The sequence below is a fragment of the Corynebacterium sp. Z-1 genome (assembly GCF_031844665.1).
In the GTDB taxonomy this organism is placed as follows: Bacteria; Actinomycetota; Actinomycetes; order Mycobacteriales; family Mycobacteriaceae; genus Corynebacterium; species Corynebacterium sanguinis.
Genome location: NZ_CP134621.1, coordinates 1,084,312 through 1,102,888, shown reverse-complemented (window position 1 = coordinate 1,102,888; position 18,577 = coordinate 1,084,312). Strand labels below are relative to the sequence as shown.

At 59.9% G+C, this 18,577-nt stretch carries 14 protein-coding genes, 3 rRNA genes and 1 other RNA gene; 1 reads left to right on the top strand and 17 read right to left on the bottom strand.

Annotated elements, in window-relative coordinates:
* Positions 1-26 precede the first annotated feature (26 nt).
* From istA to RIU96_RS05395, 4 genes are all read right to left on the bottom strand, one after another.
* On the bottom strand, positions 27-1,229 hold the full coding sequence (gene istA, locus RIU96_RS05410; protein WP_311205168.1) for an IS21 family transposase: 1,203 nt from the start codon (positions 1,227-1,229) through the stop codon (positions 27-29).
* 542 nt (positions 1,230-1,771) lie between these two features.
* Positions 1,772-1,889, bottom strand: a 5S ribosomal RNA gene (gene rrf, locus RIU96_RS05405).
* Positions 1,890-1,993: 104 nt separating this feature from the next.
* Positions 1,994-5,084: ribosomal RNA gene (locus RIU96_RS05400) — 23S ribosomal RNA — on the bottom strand.
* 454 nt (positions 5,085-5,538) lie between these two features.
* Positions 5,539-7,059 (bottom strand): 16S ribosomal RNA (locus RIU96_RS05395).
* The 16S, 23S and 5S rRNA genes sit together here, the layout of an rRNA operon.
* A 97-nt stretch (positions 7,060-7,156) precedes the next feature.
* Between RIU96_RS05395 and RIU96_RS05390 the strand changes: the two genes are divergently transcribed.
* Positions 7,157-7,570, top strand: coding sequence for a hypothetical protein (locus RIU96_RS05390; RefSeq protein ID WP_311205167.1), 414 nt, complete (start codon positions 7,157-7,159; stop codon positions 7,568-7,570).
* 45 nt (positions 7,571-7,615) lie between these two features.
* Here RIU96_RS05390 and RIU96_RS05385 read toward each other — a convergent pair whose 3' ends face one another.
* The 13 genes from RIU96_RS05385 to prfB form a co-directional block, all read right to left on the bottom strand.
* The gene (locus RIU96_RS05385) at positions 7,616-8,371 is read right to left on the bottom strand and encodes an iron ABC transporter ATP-binding protein (RefSeq protein WP_144317285.1); all 756 of its coding nucleotides are present in this window, start codon (positions 8,369-8,371) and stop codon (positions 7,616-7,618) included.
* A complete protein-coding gene (locus RIU96_RS05380; protein ID WP_259926902.1) occupies positions 8,368-9,381 on the bottom strand; it encodes an iron chelate uptake ABC transporter family permease subunit in 1,014 nt (337 codons plus the stop codon). The genes RIU96_RS05385 and RIU96_RS05380 overlap by 4 nt, the downstream gene beginning before the upstream one ends.
* Positions 9,374-10,348, bottom strand: a complete 975-nt coding sequence (locus RIU96_RS05375; RefSeq protein ID WP_211346238.1) for an ABC transporter permease — start codon at positions 10,346-10,348, stop codon at positions 9,374-9,376. The genes RIU96_RS05380 and RIU96_RS05375 overlap by 8 nt, the downstream gene beginning before the upstream one ends.
* Positions 10,348-11,352, bottom strand: a complete 1,005-nt coding sequence (locus tag RIU96_RS05370) for a siderophore ABC transporter substrate-binding protein (RefSeq protein ID WP_288726014.1) — start codon at positions 11,350-11,352, stop codon at positions 10,348-10,350. Before RIU96_RS05370 ends, RIU96_RS05375 begins: the two co-directional genes overlap by 1 nt.
* A 128-nt stretch (positions 11,353-11,480) precedes the next feature.
* A complete protein-coding gene (locus RIU96_RS05365; RefSeq protein ID WP_144317287.1) occupies positions 11,481-12,470 on the bottom strand; it encodes an LLM class oxidoreductase in 990 nt (329 codons plus the stop codon).
* A gap of 60 nt (positions 12,471-12,530) precedes the next feature.
* Complete coding sequence (locus RIU96_RS05360) at positions 12,531-13,229, bottom strand: 8-oxoguanine DNA glycosylase OGG fold protein (protein WP_259823908.1); 699 nt, start codon at positions 13,227-13,229, stop codon at positions 12,531-12,533.
* A gap of 19 nt (positions 13,230-13,248) precedes the next feature.
* The gene (locus RIU96_RS05355) at positions 13,249-13,470 is read right to left on the bottom strand and encodes a flagellar biosynthesis anti-sigma factor FlgM (RefSeq protein ID WP_259791535.1); all 222 of its coding nucleotides are present in this window, start codon (positions 13,468-13,470) and stop codon (positions 13,249-13,251) included.
* An 809-nt stretch (positions 13,471-14,279) separates the two neighbouring features.
* Positions 14,280-14,663, bottom strand: a transfer-messenger RNA (tmRNA) gene (gene ssrA / locus RIU96_RS05350).
* 42 nt (positions 14,664-14,705) lie between these two features.
* Positions 14,706-15,353 (bottom strand): SDR family NAD(P)-dependent oxidoreductase, encoded by a 648-nt coding sequence (locus RIU96_RS05345; RefSeq protein WP_311205166.1) that lies wholly within the window; start codon positions 15,351-15,353, stop codon positions 14,706-14,708.
* Positions 15,350-15,841, bottom strand: a complete 492-nt coding sequence (gene smpB, locus RIU96_RS05340) for an SsrA-binding protein SmpB (RefSeq protein WP_311205165.1) — start codon at positions 15,839-15,841, stop codon at positions 15,350-15,352. The genes RIU96_RS05345 and smpB overlap by 4 nt, the downstream gene beginning before the upstream one ends.
* A 21-nt stretch (positions 15,842-15,862) precedes the next feature.
* The gene (gene ftsX, locus RIU96_RS05335) at positions 15,863-16,765 is read right to left on the bottom strand and encodes a permease-like cell division protein FtsX (RefSeq protein ID WP_006841191.1); all 903 of its coding nucleotides are present in this window, start codon (positions 16,763-16,765) and stop codon (positions 15,863-15,865) included.
* On the bottom strand, positions 16,765-17,466 hold the full coding sequence (gene ftsE, locus RIU96_RS05330; protein WP_311205164.1) for a cell division ATP-binding protein FtsE: 702 nt from the start codon (positions 17,464-17,466) through the stop codon (positions 16,765-16,767). The genes ftsX and ftsE overlap by 1 nt, the downstream gene beginning before the upstream one ends.
* Before the next feature lie 10 nt (positions 17,467-17,476).
* The gene (prfB, locus tag RIU96_RS05325) at positions 17,477-18,574 is read right to left on the bottom strand and encodes a peptide chain release factor 2 (RefSeq protein ID WP_259916642.1); all 1,098 of its coding nucleotides are present in this window, start codon (positions 18,572-18,574) and stop codon (positions 17,477-17,479) included.
* Positions 18,575-18,577 lie beyond the last annotated feature (3 nt).

Here is an 18,577-nt window from a genome sequence, read left to right as displayed (position 1 = left end):
GAAGTTTGTGGGGCGTTGAGGCCGTGTTAGGCGATGTGGTCGTAGATGGATAGGTCAGCGATGTCAACAGCGGTATCTGGCTGGAATCTCTCGCCCGCCGTAGCTAGGTCGCGGCGCATGGCGTGGGCAGTTTGGGCGTGGGCGGGGTCGGTGATGACCTTGTGCTGGCCCCAATGGCGTGGGTGCACCGCGGCGGGTTCACCGTGTGGCCCGGTCACGGCGATTTCATCAAGCGTGCTGCGCACAGTGACTAGTCGGTCAATGAATGTCGGATCCACGCTGTACTGGTTGGTGTCAACGGTGACGTAGTAGTTACGCGGCAGGCGCACCGCGGGCCTGACACCGAACACCGGCGGATACGGTGGCAAGGGGCGCATCGCTCGCTGATCAGCTGCGAACAAGTCCGCCGGTGTGGCCTTCAACGTGGTGTGAACGCGTGCGTTGGCGATTGTGGTGAACCACTCATCAAGTTGGGCTTGCACATCCACCGGGTCGCTGAACCGGCGCCCGGGGAAGAAGGAACGCTTCATGTACCCGTTGGTGCGCTCGACGATGCCTTTAGATTCCGGGTCCCGCGGTGGGGTCTGAACGATTCTGCAGCCCAGCGCCCCGCCGAATGCGGCAACAGGCTCGCACAGCTTCGCCTTGCCAATCCCGGACTCGTGATCCCACACGAGCCGATCTGGTACCGCTTGGAAATCACGTGTTATCAACTGCCACATCCCGGCGATCAAGTCATCAGTCGTGCGCGAGGGAAGCACACACGCCGCAGCGAAACGAGAATGCGAGGCTGCCATCACCAACACCGGCAACGCGCGGTAGCCCCCATCAGCATCAGGTAGTCCACCCGGTGCAAAAGTGAGATCACATTGGATCTCACGCCCCGGGGAGTGAGTAAGGGTATCGACTGGGTCGGCGGGCATATACTCAGGCCGGATCCTGGCAACGTGTTTGCGAAACCATGAATCCGAGCCTGTCCAGCCCACTCGCTGAGCCAACACCTTGGCATTAAGCTGCGGTGTTTCCGCGAGAAGTTCCCTGACCTGCGGTTCAAACGGATCGAAACTCGTTCCTTTGGCATCCCGTGGCTTGTAACAAGGCGGCGAATCTGAAGCCAAAGCCTTCTCCACCGTCTTCTTCGCACAGCCCACTTCGGCCGCGATCTTCCTCAATGACAGACCCTGCCCACGCAGGTATCGGATCTGCGCCCATTCCTCCAATGAAATCACCCATCCAATCTTTTCCGGGTGGGCTACTTTTCGAGGAGCGTTTTGGGCTACTTTTCAAAGAGCGCTGACACCGTGGCGGAGTCCGCATTGCGGACTCAACTCTGCCGTGGCGAACCAGACTCTGCCGTGGCGGAGTTGGTGGTGTCCGCGGGGTCCGAAATGCGGATTCTTCGCGCGTCCCTTTCCTGGCGCATCGATCTGTGCGCCCGACGGATTGTGTGCGACTCTGCCGTGGCGGAGTGGGGGGAGTCCGCAGTGCGGACTCGACGATGTCAATACGGAGTGCACGGCTCTAGCGGCCGGCTCTACAAATTGGTCACTCTGCCGTGGCGGAGTCAGATGGCGAGCCGGGTACCTGGTGCAGTGGGCTGTTCTGGATGCCCCGCGGATCGCGTTCGACTCTGTCGTGGCGCAGTGGGTGGTGTCCGCATTGCGGACTCGACTCTGTCGTGGCGGAGTGGGTGGGGGTAAGCAGAAAGCAGCCGCACCCCCCTGTGTGTTGTTTGGGGGGTGCGGCTGCTTTGTTTTGTTTTAAGTTGTTGGGTCGGCGGTAACTTACTCTCCCACCCCCTCCCGGGGGCAGTACCATCAGCGCGGGCGGGCTTAGCTTCCGGGTTCGGAATGGGTCCGGGCGTTTCCCCGCCGCCATCAACCACCGACACATTTGTGGGATCAATCATTATGTTGTTGTTGTGACACGATTGTGGTGTGTCAGATACTGCATAGTGGACGCGGGCACACACCTTTTTTGGTGGGTGTGTTGGTTGTGTTTTTTGTTGGTGTATTAGTACCGGTCACCTTCAACGGTTGCCCGTCTTCTAGATCCGGCCTATCAACCCCATAGTCTGTGGGGAACCTCAAAAGAAACCTCATCTTAAAACAGGCTTCCCGCTTAGATGCTTTCAGCGGTTATCCCTTCCGTACGTAGCCAACCAGCCGTGCTCCTGGCGGAACAACTGGCACACCAGAGGTACGTCCGTCCCGGTCCTCTCGTACTAGGGACAGCCTTCTTCAAGTTTCAACGCGCGCGGCGGATAGAGACCGAACTGTCTCACGACGTTCTGAACCCAGCTCGCGTGCCGCTTTAATGGGCGAACAGCCCAACCCTTGGGACCTACTCCAGCCCCAGGATGCGACGAGCCGACATCGAGGTGCCAAACCATCCCGTCGATATGGACTCTTGGGGAAGATCAGCCTGTTATCCCCGGGGTACCTTTTATCCGTTGAGCGACACCACTTCCACACGTTGGTGCCGGATCACTAGTCCCGACTTTCGTCCCTGTTCGACATGTACGTCTCACAGTCAAGCTCCCTTGTGCACTTACACTCTTACACCTGATTGCCAACCAGGCTGAGGGAACCTTTGGGCGCCTCCGTTACTCTTTGGGAGGCAACCGCCCCAGTTAAACTACCCACCAGGCACTGTCCCCAACCCAGATCATGGGCCAAGGTTAAGGTATCCACTACGGTCAGAGTGGTATTTCAACAACGACTCCACCACCACTAGCGTGACGGTTTCACAGTCTCCCACCTATCCTACACAAACCGCACCGAACACCAATACCAAGCTATAGTGAAGGTCCCGGGGTCTTTTCGTCCTGCCGCGCGAAACGAGCATCTTTACTCGTACTGCAATTTCACCGGGCCTGTGGTTGAGACAGCAGGGGAGTCGTTACGCCATTCGTGCAGGTCGGAACTTACCCGACAAGGAATTTCGCTACCTTAGGATGGTTATAGTTACCACCGCCGTTTACTGGGGCTTAAATTCTCCGCTTCGATGGTTACCCATCTAACAGGTCCTCTTAACCTTCCAGCACCGGGCAGGCGTCAGTCCGTATACATCAACATCACGTCTTCGCACGGACCTGTGTTTTTGATAAACAGTCGCTCCCCTCTATTCTCTGCGACCACCACCAGCACCACAGTCGTCAAAGACTGCACACCAGTAATGGTCCCCCTTCTCCCGAAGTTACGGGGGTATTTTGCCGAGTTCCTTAACCACAGTTCACCCGACCGCCTTAGTATTCTCTACCTGACTACCTGTGTCGGTTTCGGGTACGGGCCGTGTACACACTCGCTAGAGGCTTTTCTCGGCAGTACAGGATCACCTACATCACCCCACAAGGGGCTACGCATCACGCCTCACACAACAACCCGCAAGCATTTCACTCGCAGGCGTGCCACACGCTTACACCACAATCCAATAAGTGGCTAGGCTACCTCACTGCGTCACCCCATCACTGGGCTACTACGGTTCAGGCCCCACGCATCACACACCACCGACCAACCCCCGAAGGGATCATCATATGGTGTGCTCAGGGTGGTTAGTATCACCGATTCACCCTTGGGCGCATATACACGGGTACGGGAATATCAACCCGTTAACCATCGACTACGCCTGTCGGCCTCGCCTTAGGACCCGACTCACCCTGGGAAGACGAACTTGACCCAGGAACCCTTAGTCATCCGGCGGATAAGATTCTCACTTATCTCTCGTTACTCATGCCTGCATTCTCACTCGTGTACAGTCCACAACCCCTTACGGTACTGCTTCACCCCATACACGACGCTCCCCTACCCATGTTCTTCAAAGAACATGCCGCGGCTTCGGCGGTGTACTTGAGCCCCACTGAATTGTCGGCGCGAAACCACTCGACCAGTGAGCTATTACGCACTCTTTCAAGGATGGCTGCTTCTAAGCCAACCTCCTGGCTGTCTTCGCGATCCCACATCCTTTTCCACTTAGTACACCCTTAGGGGCCTTAACCGGCGATCTGGGCTGTTTCCCTCTCGACTATGAAGCTTATCCCCCACAGTCTCACTGCTGCAGACCACCTAACCGGCATTCGGAGTTTGGCTGACATTGCTAAGATGATAGTCCCGCTCAACCAACCAGTAGCTCTACCTCCGGCAAGCTGCTGCAACGCTGCACCTAAATGCATTTCGGGGAGAACCAGCTATCACGGAGTTTGATTGGCCTTTCACCCCTACCCACAGCTCATCCCCTCAGTTTTCAACCTAAGTGGGTTCGCGCCTCCACAACCTCTTACAGCTGCTTCACACTGGCCATGGGTAGATCACCCCGCTTCGGGTCCAGGACATGCCACTGACAACACCCTTATTAGGATTCGCTTTCGCTACGGCTACCCCACACAACGGGTTAACCTCGCGACATGCCGCTGACTCGCAGGCTCATTCTTCAAAAGGCACGCCATCACACACACGAGGTGCTCTGACGGATTGTAAGCGCACGGTTTCAGGAACTATTTCACTCCCCTCCCGGGGTACTTTTCACCATTCCCTCACGGTACTATTCACTATCGGTCACACTGAGTATTTAGGCTTACCGGGTGGTCCCGGCAGATTCACAGCAGATTCCACGAGCCCGCTGCTACTCGGGACACAATCAACGCACACATTGCATGTTTTCACGTACAGGGGCTCTCACCCACTACGGCGCACCATCCCAAGTGACTTCCGCTAACACACAACACACACGCACCAAGTCGACAGCCCTGGTAACAATCACATCCCACAACCCCACACACGCAACCCCTGCCAGGTATCACACGCACATGGTTTAGCCTCATCCACGTTCGCTCGCCGCTACTAGCAGAATCATTATTATTTTCCTCTCCTGCGGGTACTGAGATGTTTCACTTCCCCGCGTACACCCCCACACAAGCTATGAATTCACCTGCGGGTAACACCACACAACTGGTGCTGGGTTTCCCCATTCGGACATCCTCGGATCAACGCTTAGTTGGCAACTCCCCGAGGCATAACGCAGCCTCACACGTCCTTCATCGGCTCAGCATGCCAAGGCATCCACCGTACGCCCTTACTAAAAAACACTAAGAACACACACACACACACACAAAAAAATAAAGATGCTCGCGTCCACTATACAGTTCTCACACACCACACCCCAGCCCCCCACACCCGCACACAAACACGCACGAAGATAAGGAACAACCAGGATCACAAGGAAACAACACACATGCTGCCCCAGACACCCAACAGTGCACCAACACACATATCTTTTTTGTCTTTCATCCCCGGCAGCACACCACGCAAAGCACAGGCACAACACCCCACCCCACGCGCAACACCACCACAGACTTTTGCTTGCACAACAGTTCGCTTCACGCACGCACCAACAACGCATCCCAACGGGTGCATCCACAACTGGACATTTCATTAACCAATCATCACGGCAGCAGGCGCACACTCGGCACCTCAACTACCACACCACACACCCCAACACAGTCAGAATAAGTGTGGTGTGTAAAAAATATAAGCTCCTTAGAAAGGAGGTGATCCAGCCGCACCTTCCGGTACGGCTACCTTGTTACGACTTCGTCCCAATCGCCGATCCCACCTTCGACAGCTCCCTAACATGTTTAGGCCACTGGCTTCGGGTGTTACCAACTTTCATGACGTGACGGGCGGTGTGTACAAGGCCCGGGAACGTATTCACCGCAGCGTTGCTGATCTGCGATTACTAGCGACTCCGACTTCATGGGGTCGAGTTGCAGACCCCAATCCGAACTACGACCGGCTTTAGAGCGATTAGCTTCACCTCACAGTGTCGCACACGCGTTGTACCGACCATTGTAGCATGTGTGAAGCCCTGGACATAAGGGGCATGATGATTTGACGTCATCCCCACCTTCCTCCGAGTTAACCCCGGCAGTCTCTCATGAGTCCCCACCATCACGTGCTGGCAACATAAGACAAGGGTTGCGCTCGTTGCGGGACTTAACCCAACATCTCACGACACGAGCTGACGACAACCATGCACCACCTGTACACCAACCACAAGGGAAAACGCATCTCTGCGCCGATCTGGTGTATGTCAAGCCCAGGTAAGGTTCTTCGCGTTGCATCGAATTAATCCACATGCTCCGCCGCTTGTGCGGGCCCCCGTCAATTCCTTTGAGTTTTAGCCTTGCGGCCGTACTCCCCAGGCGGGGCGCTTAATGCGTTAGCTACGGCACGAACCCCGTGGAAGGGACTCACACCTAGCGCCCACCGTTTACGGCATGGACTACCAGGGTATCTAATCCTGTTCGCTACCCATGCTTTCGCTCCTCAGCGTCAGTTACTGCCCAGAGACCTGCCTTCGCCATCGGTGTTCCTCCTGATATCTGCGCATTTCACCGCTACACCAGGAATTCCAGTCTCCCCTACAGCACTCAAGTTATGCCCGTATCGCCTGCCATCCCACAGTTAAGCCGTGGACTTACACAAACGACGCGACAAACCACCTACGAGCTCTTTACGCCCAGTAATTCCGGACAACGCTCGCACCCTACGTATTACCGCGGCTGCTGGCACGTAGTTAGCCGGTGCTTCTTATCCAGGTACCGTCACTTACGCTTCGTCCCTGGCGAAAGGAGTTTACAACCCGAAGGCCGTCATCCCCCACGCGGCGTCGCTGCATCAGGCTTGCGCCCATTGTGCAATATTCCCCACTGCTGCCTCCCGTAGGAGTCTGGGCCGTATCTCAGTCCCAATGTGGCCGTACACCCTCTCAGGCCGGCTACCCGTCGACGCCTTGGTAGGCCATTACCCCACCAACAAGCTGATAGGCCGCGAGCTCATCCCATACCGCAAAAGCTTTCCACCACCCCATCCAAAAAGTGGTCATATCCGGTATTAGACCCAGTTTCCCAAGCTTATCCCGAAGTACAGGGCAGATCACCCACGTGTTACTCACCCGTTCGCCACTCGAGTACCACAGCAAGCTGTGGCCTTTCCGTTCGACTTGCATGTGTTAAGCACGCCGCCAGCGTTCATCCTGAGCCAGGATCAAACTCTCCACAAAAAGAAGAAATTCAGAACTCGTGAAAAGCCCAAACCCAACAAAAACAAACCACACCACACACACCAACCCCACACACAAACGCGCAGGGTCAGCACACATGGCACTGGCACAACCTTCAATTCAAAAACACCACAACCCCCACCACAAAGAGGAAGCTGTGATTCGCGATTCATTCAACAAACAAACCGCACACCATGACACACAACATGCGCACCACGAGATGACGCCGCCATCAAAGGTTCACGACACCACCACCAGCACACACCCACCCACACCACAAAGCGCAGGCAGAACACGCCACAATGCACACCAAAACAAACCACAAACAAAAACAAAAAAAGTACATTGGCACACTATCGAGTTCTCACACAACACACCCACGGCCACACAACAACCGCGGAAAAATGAATCTACACAACCACCCAACACAAAGTCAAACAGCCATGAAATTCACCCGCCACCAGAAGTTAACCCAAAAGCAACCTCAACAAGCAGCGGAACAACACACTAACCAACCCACCACACACAACACAAATCCCCAGCACAAGCGGGGTGTTTAGTGGTAGGTAGCGAGCGGTCCGTGGGGCCCTTCAATCACTTTCACCCCGGTATTGAAGATCTCGGTGAGAAGGTCATCACGCATGATTTCCGCCGGGGTGCCGAACGCCACGATCTGCCCGTCTTTGGCGGCGCAAATGAAGTCGGCGTAGCGTGCCGCGAAATTGATGTCGTGCAGCACGATGATGATCGTGCGCCCCAGCTCGTGCGCTGCATCGTAGAGGTGCTTCATCATGTCAACGGAATGGGCAATGTCCAAGTTGTTCAGGGGCTCGTCGAGAAGCACGTAATCCGTCTCCTGGCAAAGCACCATCGCGACGTAGGCACGCTGGCGCTGGCCGCCAGAGAGCTGGTCGAGATACCGGTTCTCCAGCGAGCTCAGGCCAAGAAAGTCGACGTATTTGGTAATAATGTCCTCGTCCTCCGCAGTAAGCCGGCCGCGCGAGTACGGGAAGCGTCCGAAGCCGACAAGCTGGCGCACGGTGAGACGGGTGACAAAGTGGTTTTCTTGGCGCAGGATCGAGATCGTCTTCGCAAGGTCCTTCGACTTGGTCTGCGTCACGTCCATCGAACCGATTTCCACGGTGCCCTCGTCGAGCGAGAGAAGCCTTCCAACCATTGTCAGAAGAGTCGACTTGCCCGCGCCGTTTGGCCCCACCAAAGCGGTGATTCCACCTGCGGGGATTTGCAGGTTGACGGGGCCGATGGCGACGTCGTCACCGTAGGCCTTGCGGACATCGGTCAGGGTAATCACAAGCGTCCCTTTCTCAGGATCACGACCAGGAAGGTGATTCCTCCCACCAGCTCGATGATGATCGAAACCACGCCTTGAGCATAGAAGATGTGGTTCATGATGAAGTAGGCCCCGGTGAGCACGACGTATCCGACCACGATCGCCATGGGGAAGACATAACGGTGGTCGTAGGTGTTAGTGAACTGGTACGCAAGCGTGGCCACGAGGAACCCGAGGAAGGTCATCGGCCCGACCAGCGCCGTGGACACCGCCATCAGGATGGACACCAGGATCAGCGTGTAGATGGCGTTTTTCCGGAATCCCACCCCGAGGTTGACGGTGACGTCGCGGCCGAGCGAGATGACGTTGAGCCGGCGGGAGTTCAACAACACCAACGTCACGGCGATGAGCACGAGCGGAATCGCCACGGGGTAAAAGTCCGGGTCCGCGTTGTTGACGGAGCCGAAAAGCCGGGCGGTGAGCACGTCGAACTCGCTGGGCGTGAGCATGCGTTGCATGAACGTCGATAAACTGCCCAGGCCCCCGCCGATGACGATGCCGACGAGCAGCATCGCGTGCAAGTTGGCGGCGTTGTCGGTCAGCAGCCAGGAGTAGAGCACCAAGGAAAGGCCCACCATGAGCACGAGCTGCAGCACGAACGTCTCGAGCGTGCGCGAGGCCAGCAAGCCGGAGGCCCCGAGGAAGTAAATTGTGGCGGTGTTGATCGCGATATAGAGGGACTCAAATCCCATGATGGAAGGGGTAAGAATCCGGTTGTTGGTCACGGTTTGGAAAGCGACCGTCGCAACGCCTTGGCATACAGCAACCACCGCCATCGCGATCACCGCATTCAAGCGCCGCTCCGCGATCAGCCAATACGCGCGAGTACCAAAAGCCACGGGGTTGTCCCACGCGATCAGCCCCGCGGTGAAGACCACGGCGAGCACAGCCAGCACGCCGAGCGCGACAAAATAGCGCCTCTTGCTTTTCGACGTCTGAAATGCGCCGACGTTACGAACCGCGCTACCCATGGCGGGCCTGCCTGATAATCAGCGCGATGAACACGATCGCGCCAACGAGACCGAGAATCACCGAGACCGGCATCTCGAACGGCGCGATGATGGTGCGGCCGATGAGGTCGCAGGCGGCGACGATGCCGATGCCGAGGAGGCACACCCACGGAAGGTTGGAGCGCAGGTCGTCGCCGCGGATCATGGAAACGATGTTGGGGACGATCAGGCCCAGAAATGGCAGGTAGCCGACCACAACGGTGACCACACCGGCGGCGATTGCCACCAGCGAGGTGCCCACGAGCACGATGCGGTTGTAGTTCAGCCCGATGTTGGTGGCCACGTCCTCACCCAGGCCGGCGGCGGTGAGGCGATCTGCGTAGAAGAACACCACGGCGACGACGAATAGGACGATCCACAAGACCTCGTACTGTCCGGCAATGACGCTGGTGAACGAGCCCGCGAACCACACGCCCAAGGACTGCAAAAGTTGCGTCTGCAGCGCCCAGAAGGTTGACACGGAGCTGACCACCGCACCCAGCATGATGCCGACGATCGGCACGATGAGGCTCGAGCGCAGCGTCACGCGTCGCAGGAAGGCGAAGAACACCATGGTGCCCACGAACGCGAAGGCCACTGCCACGATCATGCGCACCAGGATGGAGGCGTTCGGCGCGAACACCATTGTGGCCAAGAGCCCCAGGCCAGCCCACTCGGTGGTTCCGGTGGTGGTGGGTTCGACGAAGCGGTTTTGGGTGAGCATCTGCATGATCAACCCGCTCATCGCCATGGCCGCGCCGGCGAGTATGAGGGCGATGGTGCGCGGCACGCGGGTGGCGTTGAACATGGCCCACCCGTCCTCGGCACCGAGGATGTCGTACTGCCCCACCGCCAAAGAGGCGAAAAGCAGGGCGACGACAACACCAGCACCCGCCAGGAACTTCCAGTCGAGAAGTGCCGGGCGGGTGGCGGTGGGGGCAGAGGACATTACTTGGCGGCCTCGAACTGATCGGCGATGTCGTTGAGGATCTCGGTGTAGGTGATGATGGACTCGTTGGTGTAGGTGTCCGCGGGCGCAACGTAGAGCTGGCCCTCCTTGACTGCCGTGGCGTTTTGCAGCGGCGCAGAATCCTCGATCACGCTCAGCGCGGCCGGGGAGCCTTCGTCGTCGCGCGTGCCAGCGTCGCGATCGAGGATGAGCATCCAGTCCGGGTTGGCGGAGGCGATGGCCTCGACGGAGATGTCGTCGCCCTGATGGTCGTCGGTGGCGTTTTGGACCTCGAGAGCGGGCTTCATGCCGATCAGGTCGAACAGCGGGCCCCAGGTGCGGCCGACGCCCGGCGCGACGTAGCCGATCTCGCCGCCGGAGATGTTGACAGCCATCACGGTCTGCTCGGGGTCGTAGGCGGCCTTGGCGCGTTCGAGGGCGTTTTGGAAGTCGTCGACAAGCTGGGCGGCTTCCTCCTGCTTGCCGAAGATCTCGCCGAGGGACTCGGTGTGGCGGATCAGCTCGGCGTCGAAGGGCTCGCCGTCGCGCGGCTCGAAGTCGACCAGGATGGCGTCGGGGACGAGCTTCTCAATGTCGGCGTCGTGGGTCTGGAAGCGCTGGCCGGAGACGATGACGTCGGGCTCGGCTGCGACGATGGCCTCGAGGTTGGGCTCGCGATGGTTGCCGATGTCGACGATGTTGTCGTTGTCGCCGATGCCCGGGATGGTCACCGGGACGAGCGCGCGCGCCGCGGCGACGGGCTCAATGCCCCAGGTGTCCAGGAGCTCGAAGGAGCGGTTGTCCAGCGCGACGACGCGTTGCGCAGGGCTCGGGACCTCCTTGACGCCGTAATTGTCTTCGACGGTGACCGTGTTCTCGGCCTGCGCCGCCGTGGTGTCCGTGGCATCAGACGCCTGCTCCTGCGCGCCGGAGCAGGACACAACGGTCAGCGAAACGGCTGCGACGAGCGCTGCTACGGCGGTTCGGGTATTGAAACGGGACAAGGTCCGCGTCCTTTCTCTCTCAAAACTTAGGTTAGGGTTACCTTGGAGATGGTAAGGGGGCGGCCCAGGTTAGCCAACCCTCACCCCCGGGCCCAACGCAGAATTACACTACACTAGTGTTTTCTAATTCAGTCGGCGGGGGTAATTTCCGGCATCACGTACTGAATGAACTCGTCGATCTGCTCTTCCGCATCGCGCTCCGAGATGCGGAAGTTGACCATCACGTGACTGATCCCGATCTCGCGCTGCTTGTGCAGCAAACGAATCAGCGCGTTGCGGCCCAGCCGGTAGCCGAAGTGGTGCCCTTCCGCCTCGGCGTCCGGGTTCGGATGCAGGTCAAGCCACAGCGACTCGGCGAAGGGCTTCCACCCGCCGCCGAGCGTATCGACGGCGGCGTTCCAGTTGTCCACGTTGACCTTCTGCATCTCAAGGCCCTTGTGGTACATCAGCCACCCGTGCGTGTGCTCGGCGCGCCACTGCATTGTCTGCTGGAGCGAACCGGTGGCTAACAGCGGGACCTCCCGCGCGCTCGGTTTAGGGACGACATCAGCGCCACCCATCTTCCCGCCGGACCACCGAATCGGCGAATAACTGGTGGTCATGGCCTCGCGGTAGACGCGCAGGTGCTCCGCCATCACGTCTCCCCTGGTCCCGCGATCCTGGCCGAAGGCGGGAAACTCCTCCGGCCGATCCCCCGTAGCGATTCCGAACAAGAACCGCCCTCCCGAGAGCCTGTCCAGCGTTGCCGCACGCTTAGCCATGAGCAGCGGGTGCTGGAAAGGCACGACAACCGCCGCTGTGCCAAGCGCGATCGTCGACGTCCGCGCGGCCAGGTAGGACAGGTACATCCACGGGTCCCACACCTGGCCGACGTCACCGAAGGTCTCCACCCGCAGCGGGATGTCGCGCACCCAGACGGCCGCGAACCCGGCGTCCTCCGCCTTGCGGATCAAGCGCACTTGATTGTCGAGCGAATCCTCGGGGCTTTCTTCCGCACCTTCCTCGATCGGCAGGCTCAGGCCCACCGTCAGCTCGCCGCGTCGAAACGTGCGGGCAAACCCCGGCAGTTCTGTGTGCGGGGTCTGTGAGAGTTGGAATAGCGGGTTTGTCTCGGGCATGGGCCCGAGTGTAGGCCGGTACCCGCACCTGTTTGGGACGCCGCCTATTGCAGGGTGGAGCTAAATGCTGGGAGCCTGAATGGAGCGTCCAGCTTGGAAAAGGGTGTACTCGATAACGTCGGTGGGCAAGTCCGGGCGCCACTGCCCGTGAACTTGCTTGATGATGTCGAGGTAGCGCGAGTATTCGGCGGTTAGCCATCCTGAGGTGTTTGCCCATCCAATCGCGTCCGCGACCCTGCGATCGAGGATCAGGGGGTGACGATTCTGCGCTGGTGAAGGACGGCCCGAGGCAAAGTAGAGCAGTTTGGTAAAGAATGCCGGCCCCAGGTGTTTAATCCTGGACCTGCTGTAATTCCTGAACTCAAAGTAAGCGTCATCGGCTGAGTTGAGCGCTGCGGCCTTCAAACCCTGGAGTAACTTCGCCGGCGCATCGGGCTGGTGTAAAGGCCGAAGACACCGCTGTGTTTGCTGCGCGCTCATCCCAGCGCCCCACGAGCACACGGCAACGTAGAAGCTTACGGCCTCAGCCTCGGTCTCTACGGACTCCCCGAGTTCGAACAACCGCTGCCGGGACACAGAAAGGAAACGGTCATCCCTGGCCAGGAAATCAGGCAGCGGTAGATTACTCGGCCAGCTTTTAACCCACCACTCGGGGCGGAAAGTCTCCGTTTGCCCCCAGACGATCTCGGTGGACGCTGCATCCTCCGGTGGACCCAAGACCCTTAGAACGTGCGAGAAATCGTCGTTGGGCCGAGCCATGGAAGTCGTCTACCTCCGACTAAAGCGCGGTGTCCTCCACGCGGCGCTTTTCCCAGGTCTCGATATTGTCCGGATGAATCGTCTGGATACGACCGAGGAGGTCCTCGGCGGTGAACTCAGTCCCGTTCTCGATGGCCTCGCGCAGTTGCGCCACGCGGTCTTCACCCGTCTCCGGGTGCTCGGTGCGGAAGTAGAGGGTGTCGCCTTCGTGCTGGGAAATCTCGATTGCTTCAATGCGCATGGTTGGGTCCTTTTTCGCTGGTGTGGCGGGTTTCAGGCTCAAGAATAGGTGTGCAATCACGCCACCGCACGGCGAGTACGGAAAAAGGTAAGTGGGAAGGTGGCCTCCACTTCCCGAATTTCGTTGCCGCGACTCGCCACAGCGCGTCAGGCATAATAATCAGCACACAATTCTGGGCTACTTTTCGGCCGCTACTGACACACTTTGGAGGTATGTCTTGTCGGTACCACGCGATGTCGCATTGGAGATTCTGTGGGTAGCAACCGGTGCGTGTTCGTATTGGTCGCGTCCTGTCGTGGCGGAAACCGACGCTGCATCCGGTAAGCCGTCGAAGGTAGCTTTCACCGACGAATCCGGGGTGAACCGTATCGCCGACGTAGATCAGGTCGCTCGAGCGGCCGGCGAGTGGGCTAAGTGGGCGACTGGTGCGTTAGCGGAGGCGTTGCGGGACGGCGAGGCGCCGGTTCGGTACCCAGCCGCTGACGTGGATCAGATTGTGCAGACGGCCGTTTTTGGCGCTGTACGCTACTAGAGTGAACGCACCCCGCACGTTGCAGCAGAGATTAGTTCTGTCTGGTGCGGGTTTGCAGGTGCCGTTGCATTCGCCTTGACCGCCTCTCGCGTCGCTTCACCCACCCCGAAATCCGCAAGAGTGACATGGGTTCGCAATGTCGGCGTGGCGGTGGACGCTGCCCCACCGGTGCCGTGTGGAGTTGCTAACTACGCGCAAGTTCCACAAGGCCATCACACTGTTGACCAGGAGAAATAGAACAAACCCCCCGATCATTTCCGATCAGGGGGTTTGCTACCGGTGGAGCTGCCGGGAATCGAACCCGGGTCCTTCATCACCTCGCCAGGGCTTCTCCGTGCGCAGTTCGCGCATCGTCTCTGCTCGACCCACCGGATCAGGCGAACATGTCCGGTTGACGGGCCCAGCCAGTGTGAAAAGTCCCCGCGGGCCGCACTGGCACGGCCCTTGGGCAAGTTCCCTAAGTCGATGCCAGGTACCGGGCTGGGAACGGGCCCGGCCTGACAGACACGCTAGTCGCTAGCTCTTAGGCAGCGAGGGCGTAGTCACGCTGAGAGGTCTTCTCTGCGTTTATTGTTTGCTGCGACGCTCACGGTGGTCTCCAGCCTGCACCGGCACGCTTCCCCTGGCTTGGTCAATGAAGTCGAAACCAAAAATCAACCCCATTAACTACGGGAACCGTAGGAGGGTTAACCCTACGCCTCACTCAGGATTTGCGCAAGGGGGTCACACGCAGGAAGTCGATCACCGTTTCCGGGCTCAAGTCCACGGCCAGACGGGCCGCGCGTGCAACGTCTACCGGGTCCATCTTTACCCGGTCATCGGCGGCAATCATGTCCGTGTCAGTTGGCCCGGGGTGCAGGGAGGTCACGCCCACGCGCCCCTGCTCCTCCAACCGCAGCACGTCGGTGAACCCTTTCAGCGCGTACTTTGTCGAGCAGTACACGCTGCCCTGGTCGACGCCGTGGAAGCCGGCGCCGGAGTTGATGGTGATGATCAGTCCACGCGAGCGTCGTAAAGCGGGCACAAGCTCGCGCACGAGCTGGACCGCGGCGAAGAAGTTCACCTCAAAGCCGTCGCGCCAGTGGGCGTCGTCAAGCTGATCGAACGGCCCCTTCGGGTAAACCCCGGCGGCGTGGACAAGCACGTCAAGCTCCCCGATGCGGGCGCAGGCAGCGGAAATGGCGGCAGGGTCGCGCAGGTCAACCTCGAAAGGTTCGGCGCTGGGCAGCGTCTCGACGACCGCCGCAGCATCGCGGGAAGCACCGACGTAGATGTGGTGGTCGGTGGAGAGCTCCTGGGCAATCGCGCGGCCGATGCCGCGGGACGCCCCTGTGATAAGTGCCTTCTTCACGCCTTGATCCCCTTGAACTTCTTGCCCAGGTCGCGCGCGATCTCGCGGTCCTCGGTGCGCTTCTTAATCGCCTGGCGCTTGTCGTAATCCTGCTTACCTTGCGCCAGCCCGAGTTCCACCTTGGCCTTGCCCTCTTTCAGGTAAATGGACAATGGCACGAGCGTGCGGTTGCCGTCGCGGACCTTGCCTTCGATGGAATCGATCTCGCTACGGTGCATGAGCAGCTTGCGGGTGCGTCGCGGCGAGTGGTTCGTCCACGATCCCATCGCGTACTCGGGGATGTGCAGGTTGCGCAGCCACACTTCCCCGTTGTCGATGGTGGCAAAGGCCTCGACGAGGCTGGCCTTGCCGTCGCGCAGCGACTTGATCTCCGTGCCCACAAGCACGATGCCGGTCTCCCAGGTATCCAGGATGGTGTAGTCGTGGCGAGCTTTCCGGTTCGTCGCAACGACGTTTCCGGAGGGTGATTTTTTCTTCTTCTTCGCCATAGTCGGGTTAAGTTTACCCGTTTACTTCCTCACGTAGGAACGCAGTGCCACCTGTGCTGCGACACCTCCGAGCACCATCGCCGCGAGGGTGACAAGCGGCATGGTTACCCAGACTGCGGAGTCCGGCACGCGCGCGATGAGCTGGGAGGCGTAGAGGTCGCCCAGCATCGGGTCGACGAGGAAGCGCTTTGCCAGCCACGCGCCGACGGTGGCGATCACCCCGCCGATCAGCACGGAGACCACCGCCTCAAGGACGAACGGGGCCTGGGTGAACCAGCGCGAGGCGCCGACCATGCGCATGATGCCGATCTGCTCGCGGCGATTGAATGCGGCGAGCTGCACCATGTTGGAGATCAGGAACAGTGCCGCCACCGCCTGCGCCGCCGCGACGACGAAGGTGACGTTGCGGAAGGTGTCCATCGTGCCGGCGGCCTCGCGAACGGTGTCGGCCTGGTCGGTGATGACGGTCACCTGCGGCATGTCGGCGACCTGCTGCACCGGGCGGGTGTCCGCCGGATCGGTCAGTCGTACGTGCAACGCCGCGGGAAGCGCGTCGGGCGTGGTTTCGCGCACGAGATCAGGATCGGTGTCCTGGAACAGTTCGACGAATCGGTCGTAGGACTGCTGGCGCGAGCGGAAGGTAACCTGCTCCACCCCGTTGCTCTCCTGCAGGCGATCACGCACTTCGCGGCAGGCGGGCGAGGAGCAGTCGGTGTCGTTGGCGGAAATCTCCTCGTCCAATTCGATCATCACCTCGACGCGGTCGAGGTAGAGGGCCTTGGTCTCGGAGGTGGCCTGCGAGATCAGGATGCCCGCGCCCACGAGCATAAGCGACAGCGCGGTGGTGATCACCAGCGCCACGGTCATGGTGAGGTTGCGGCCGAGCCCGCGGATCGCTTCGCGCAGCACAAAACTGAAGTTCATTAGCGCGCCTCCGATCCCGATACGCCGTACACGCCGTGCTTTTCGTCGCGGACCAGCTTGCCCAGGTTGAGTTCGAGGACGCGCTGGCGCAGGTCGTTGACGGCGCGCGCGTTGTGGGTGGACATCACCACGGTGGACCCCAGCCGGTTGATGCGCGTGAGAAGCGCCATGATCTCGTCTGCTGTTTTCGGGTCAAGGTTGCCCGTGGGCTCGTCGGCAAGCACGAGCGGGGGCTTATCGACGAACGCACGCGCGATCGCCACCCTCTGCTGCTCACCGCCCGAGAGCTCGTGGGGGTAACGGTTCGCCTTCGCGTCGAGGCCGACGAGCCCAAGCGCGTCGGGCACCAGCTTGGCAATCTCCGCCTTCGGCTTGCCCGTGACCTGCAGGGCGAACGCCACGTTGTCGTAGACGTTGAGCTTGGGCAGCAGGCGGAAGTCCTGGAAGACGTAGCCGATGGACTGCCGCAGCCGGTTGATCTCCTTGCCTTTGAGCGCGTTGACGTGGAAATCGTCGAAGCGGATATCGCCTGAGGTGACGTTTTCCTCGCGGATCATCAGCTGCAGAAACGTTGACTTTCCCGATCCGGACGGGCCGATGAGGAAGACGAATTCTCCTTTGTCGATGGTGAAGGAGACGTCGTCAAGCGCGGGCCTCGTCGAGGTCGGGTAGACCTTGGTGACGTTGGTGAATGTAATCACCCGTCACACCCTACCCTTTGGCTTCAGCCATCCTCCACCTGATGCCGGACTCCAAAAAGCCGTCGATGTCGCCGTCGAGCACCTTCTGCGGGTCGCCTACCTCGTAGTTTGTCCGCAAATCCTTCACCATTTGGTAGGGGTGCAGCACATAGGAACGCATCTGGTTGCCCCAGGACGCGTTACCCCCGGCGCCGAGGGCGTCCATCTCGGCCTTTTCCTCCTGGCGCTTGCGCTCAAGCAGCTTCGACTGCAGGACCCCCAGCGCGGAGGCCTTGTTCTGGATCTGCGACTTCTCGTTCTGGCACGTGACCACGATTCCGGTCGGCAGGTGCGTGATGCGCACCGCCGAGTCCGTGGTGTTGACCGACTGCCCGCCGGGGCCCGAGGAGCGGTACACGTCGACGCGGATGTCGGAATCAGGAATGTCGATGTGGTCCGTCTGCTCAACCACCGGCAGCACCTCGACTTCGGCGAACGAGGTCTGCCGCCGGCCCTGGTTATCAAACGGCGAGATACGCACCAACCGGTGCGCACCCTGCTCCACCGAAAGCTGGCCGTACATGTACTCCCCGCGCACCACGAAAGTGGCGGACTTGATGCCGGCCTCCTCCGCGTAGGAGATGTCGTAGACCTCGACCTTGTGGCCGTTCTTCTCCGCCCACCGCGTGTACATGCGCATCAGCATCTCCGCCCAGTCCGCGGCGTCGACGCCGCCGGCGCCGGAACGGATGTTGACCACGGCCTCGCGCTCGTCGTACTCGCCGGAGAGCATCGTCTGCACCTCGAGCGAGCCGATCGACTCCTCCAGCGCGGAAAGCTCGTCGTCAACCAGTGCCGGCTCACCCTCTTCCTCGGCGAGCTCGTACATCACCGGAAGGTCGTCGATACGCTCGCGCAGCGACGCGACCTTCTTCAGCCGCGCCTGCACGTTCGACAACTCCGTGGTCACCTTCTGCGCGTGCGCCGGGTCGTCCCACAGCGAGGGGTCGTTGGCCTGCTGCTCGAGCTCCCTCGCGCGCGCCGCAAGCTCGTCTAAGTCGATCACCTTTTCAATGGTGGTCAGCGTCGAATCGAGGTTCTGGATGCGTGTCGAGGTCTCCGGTTGCATAAC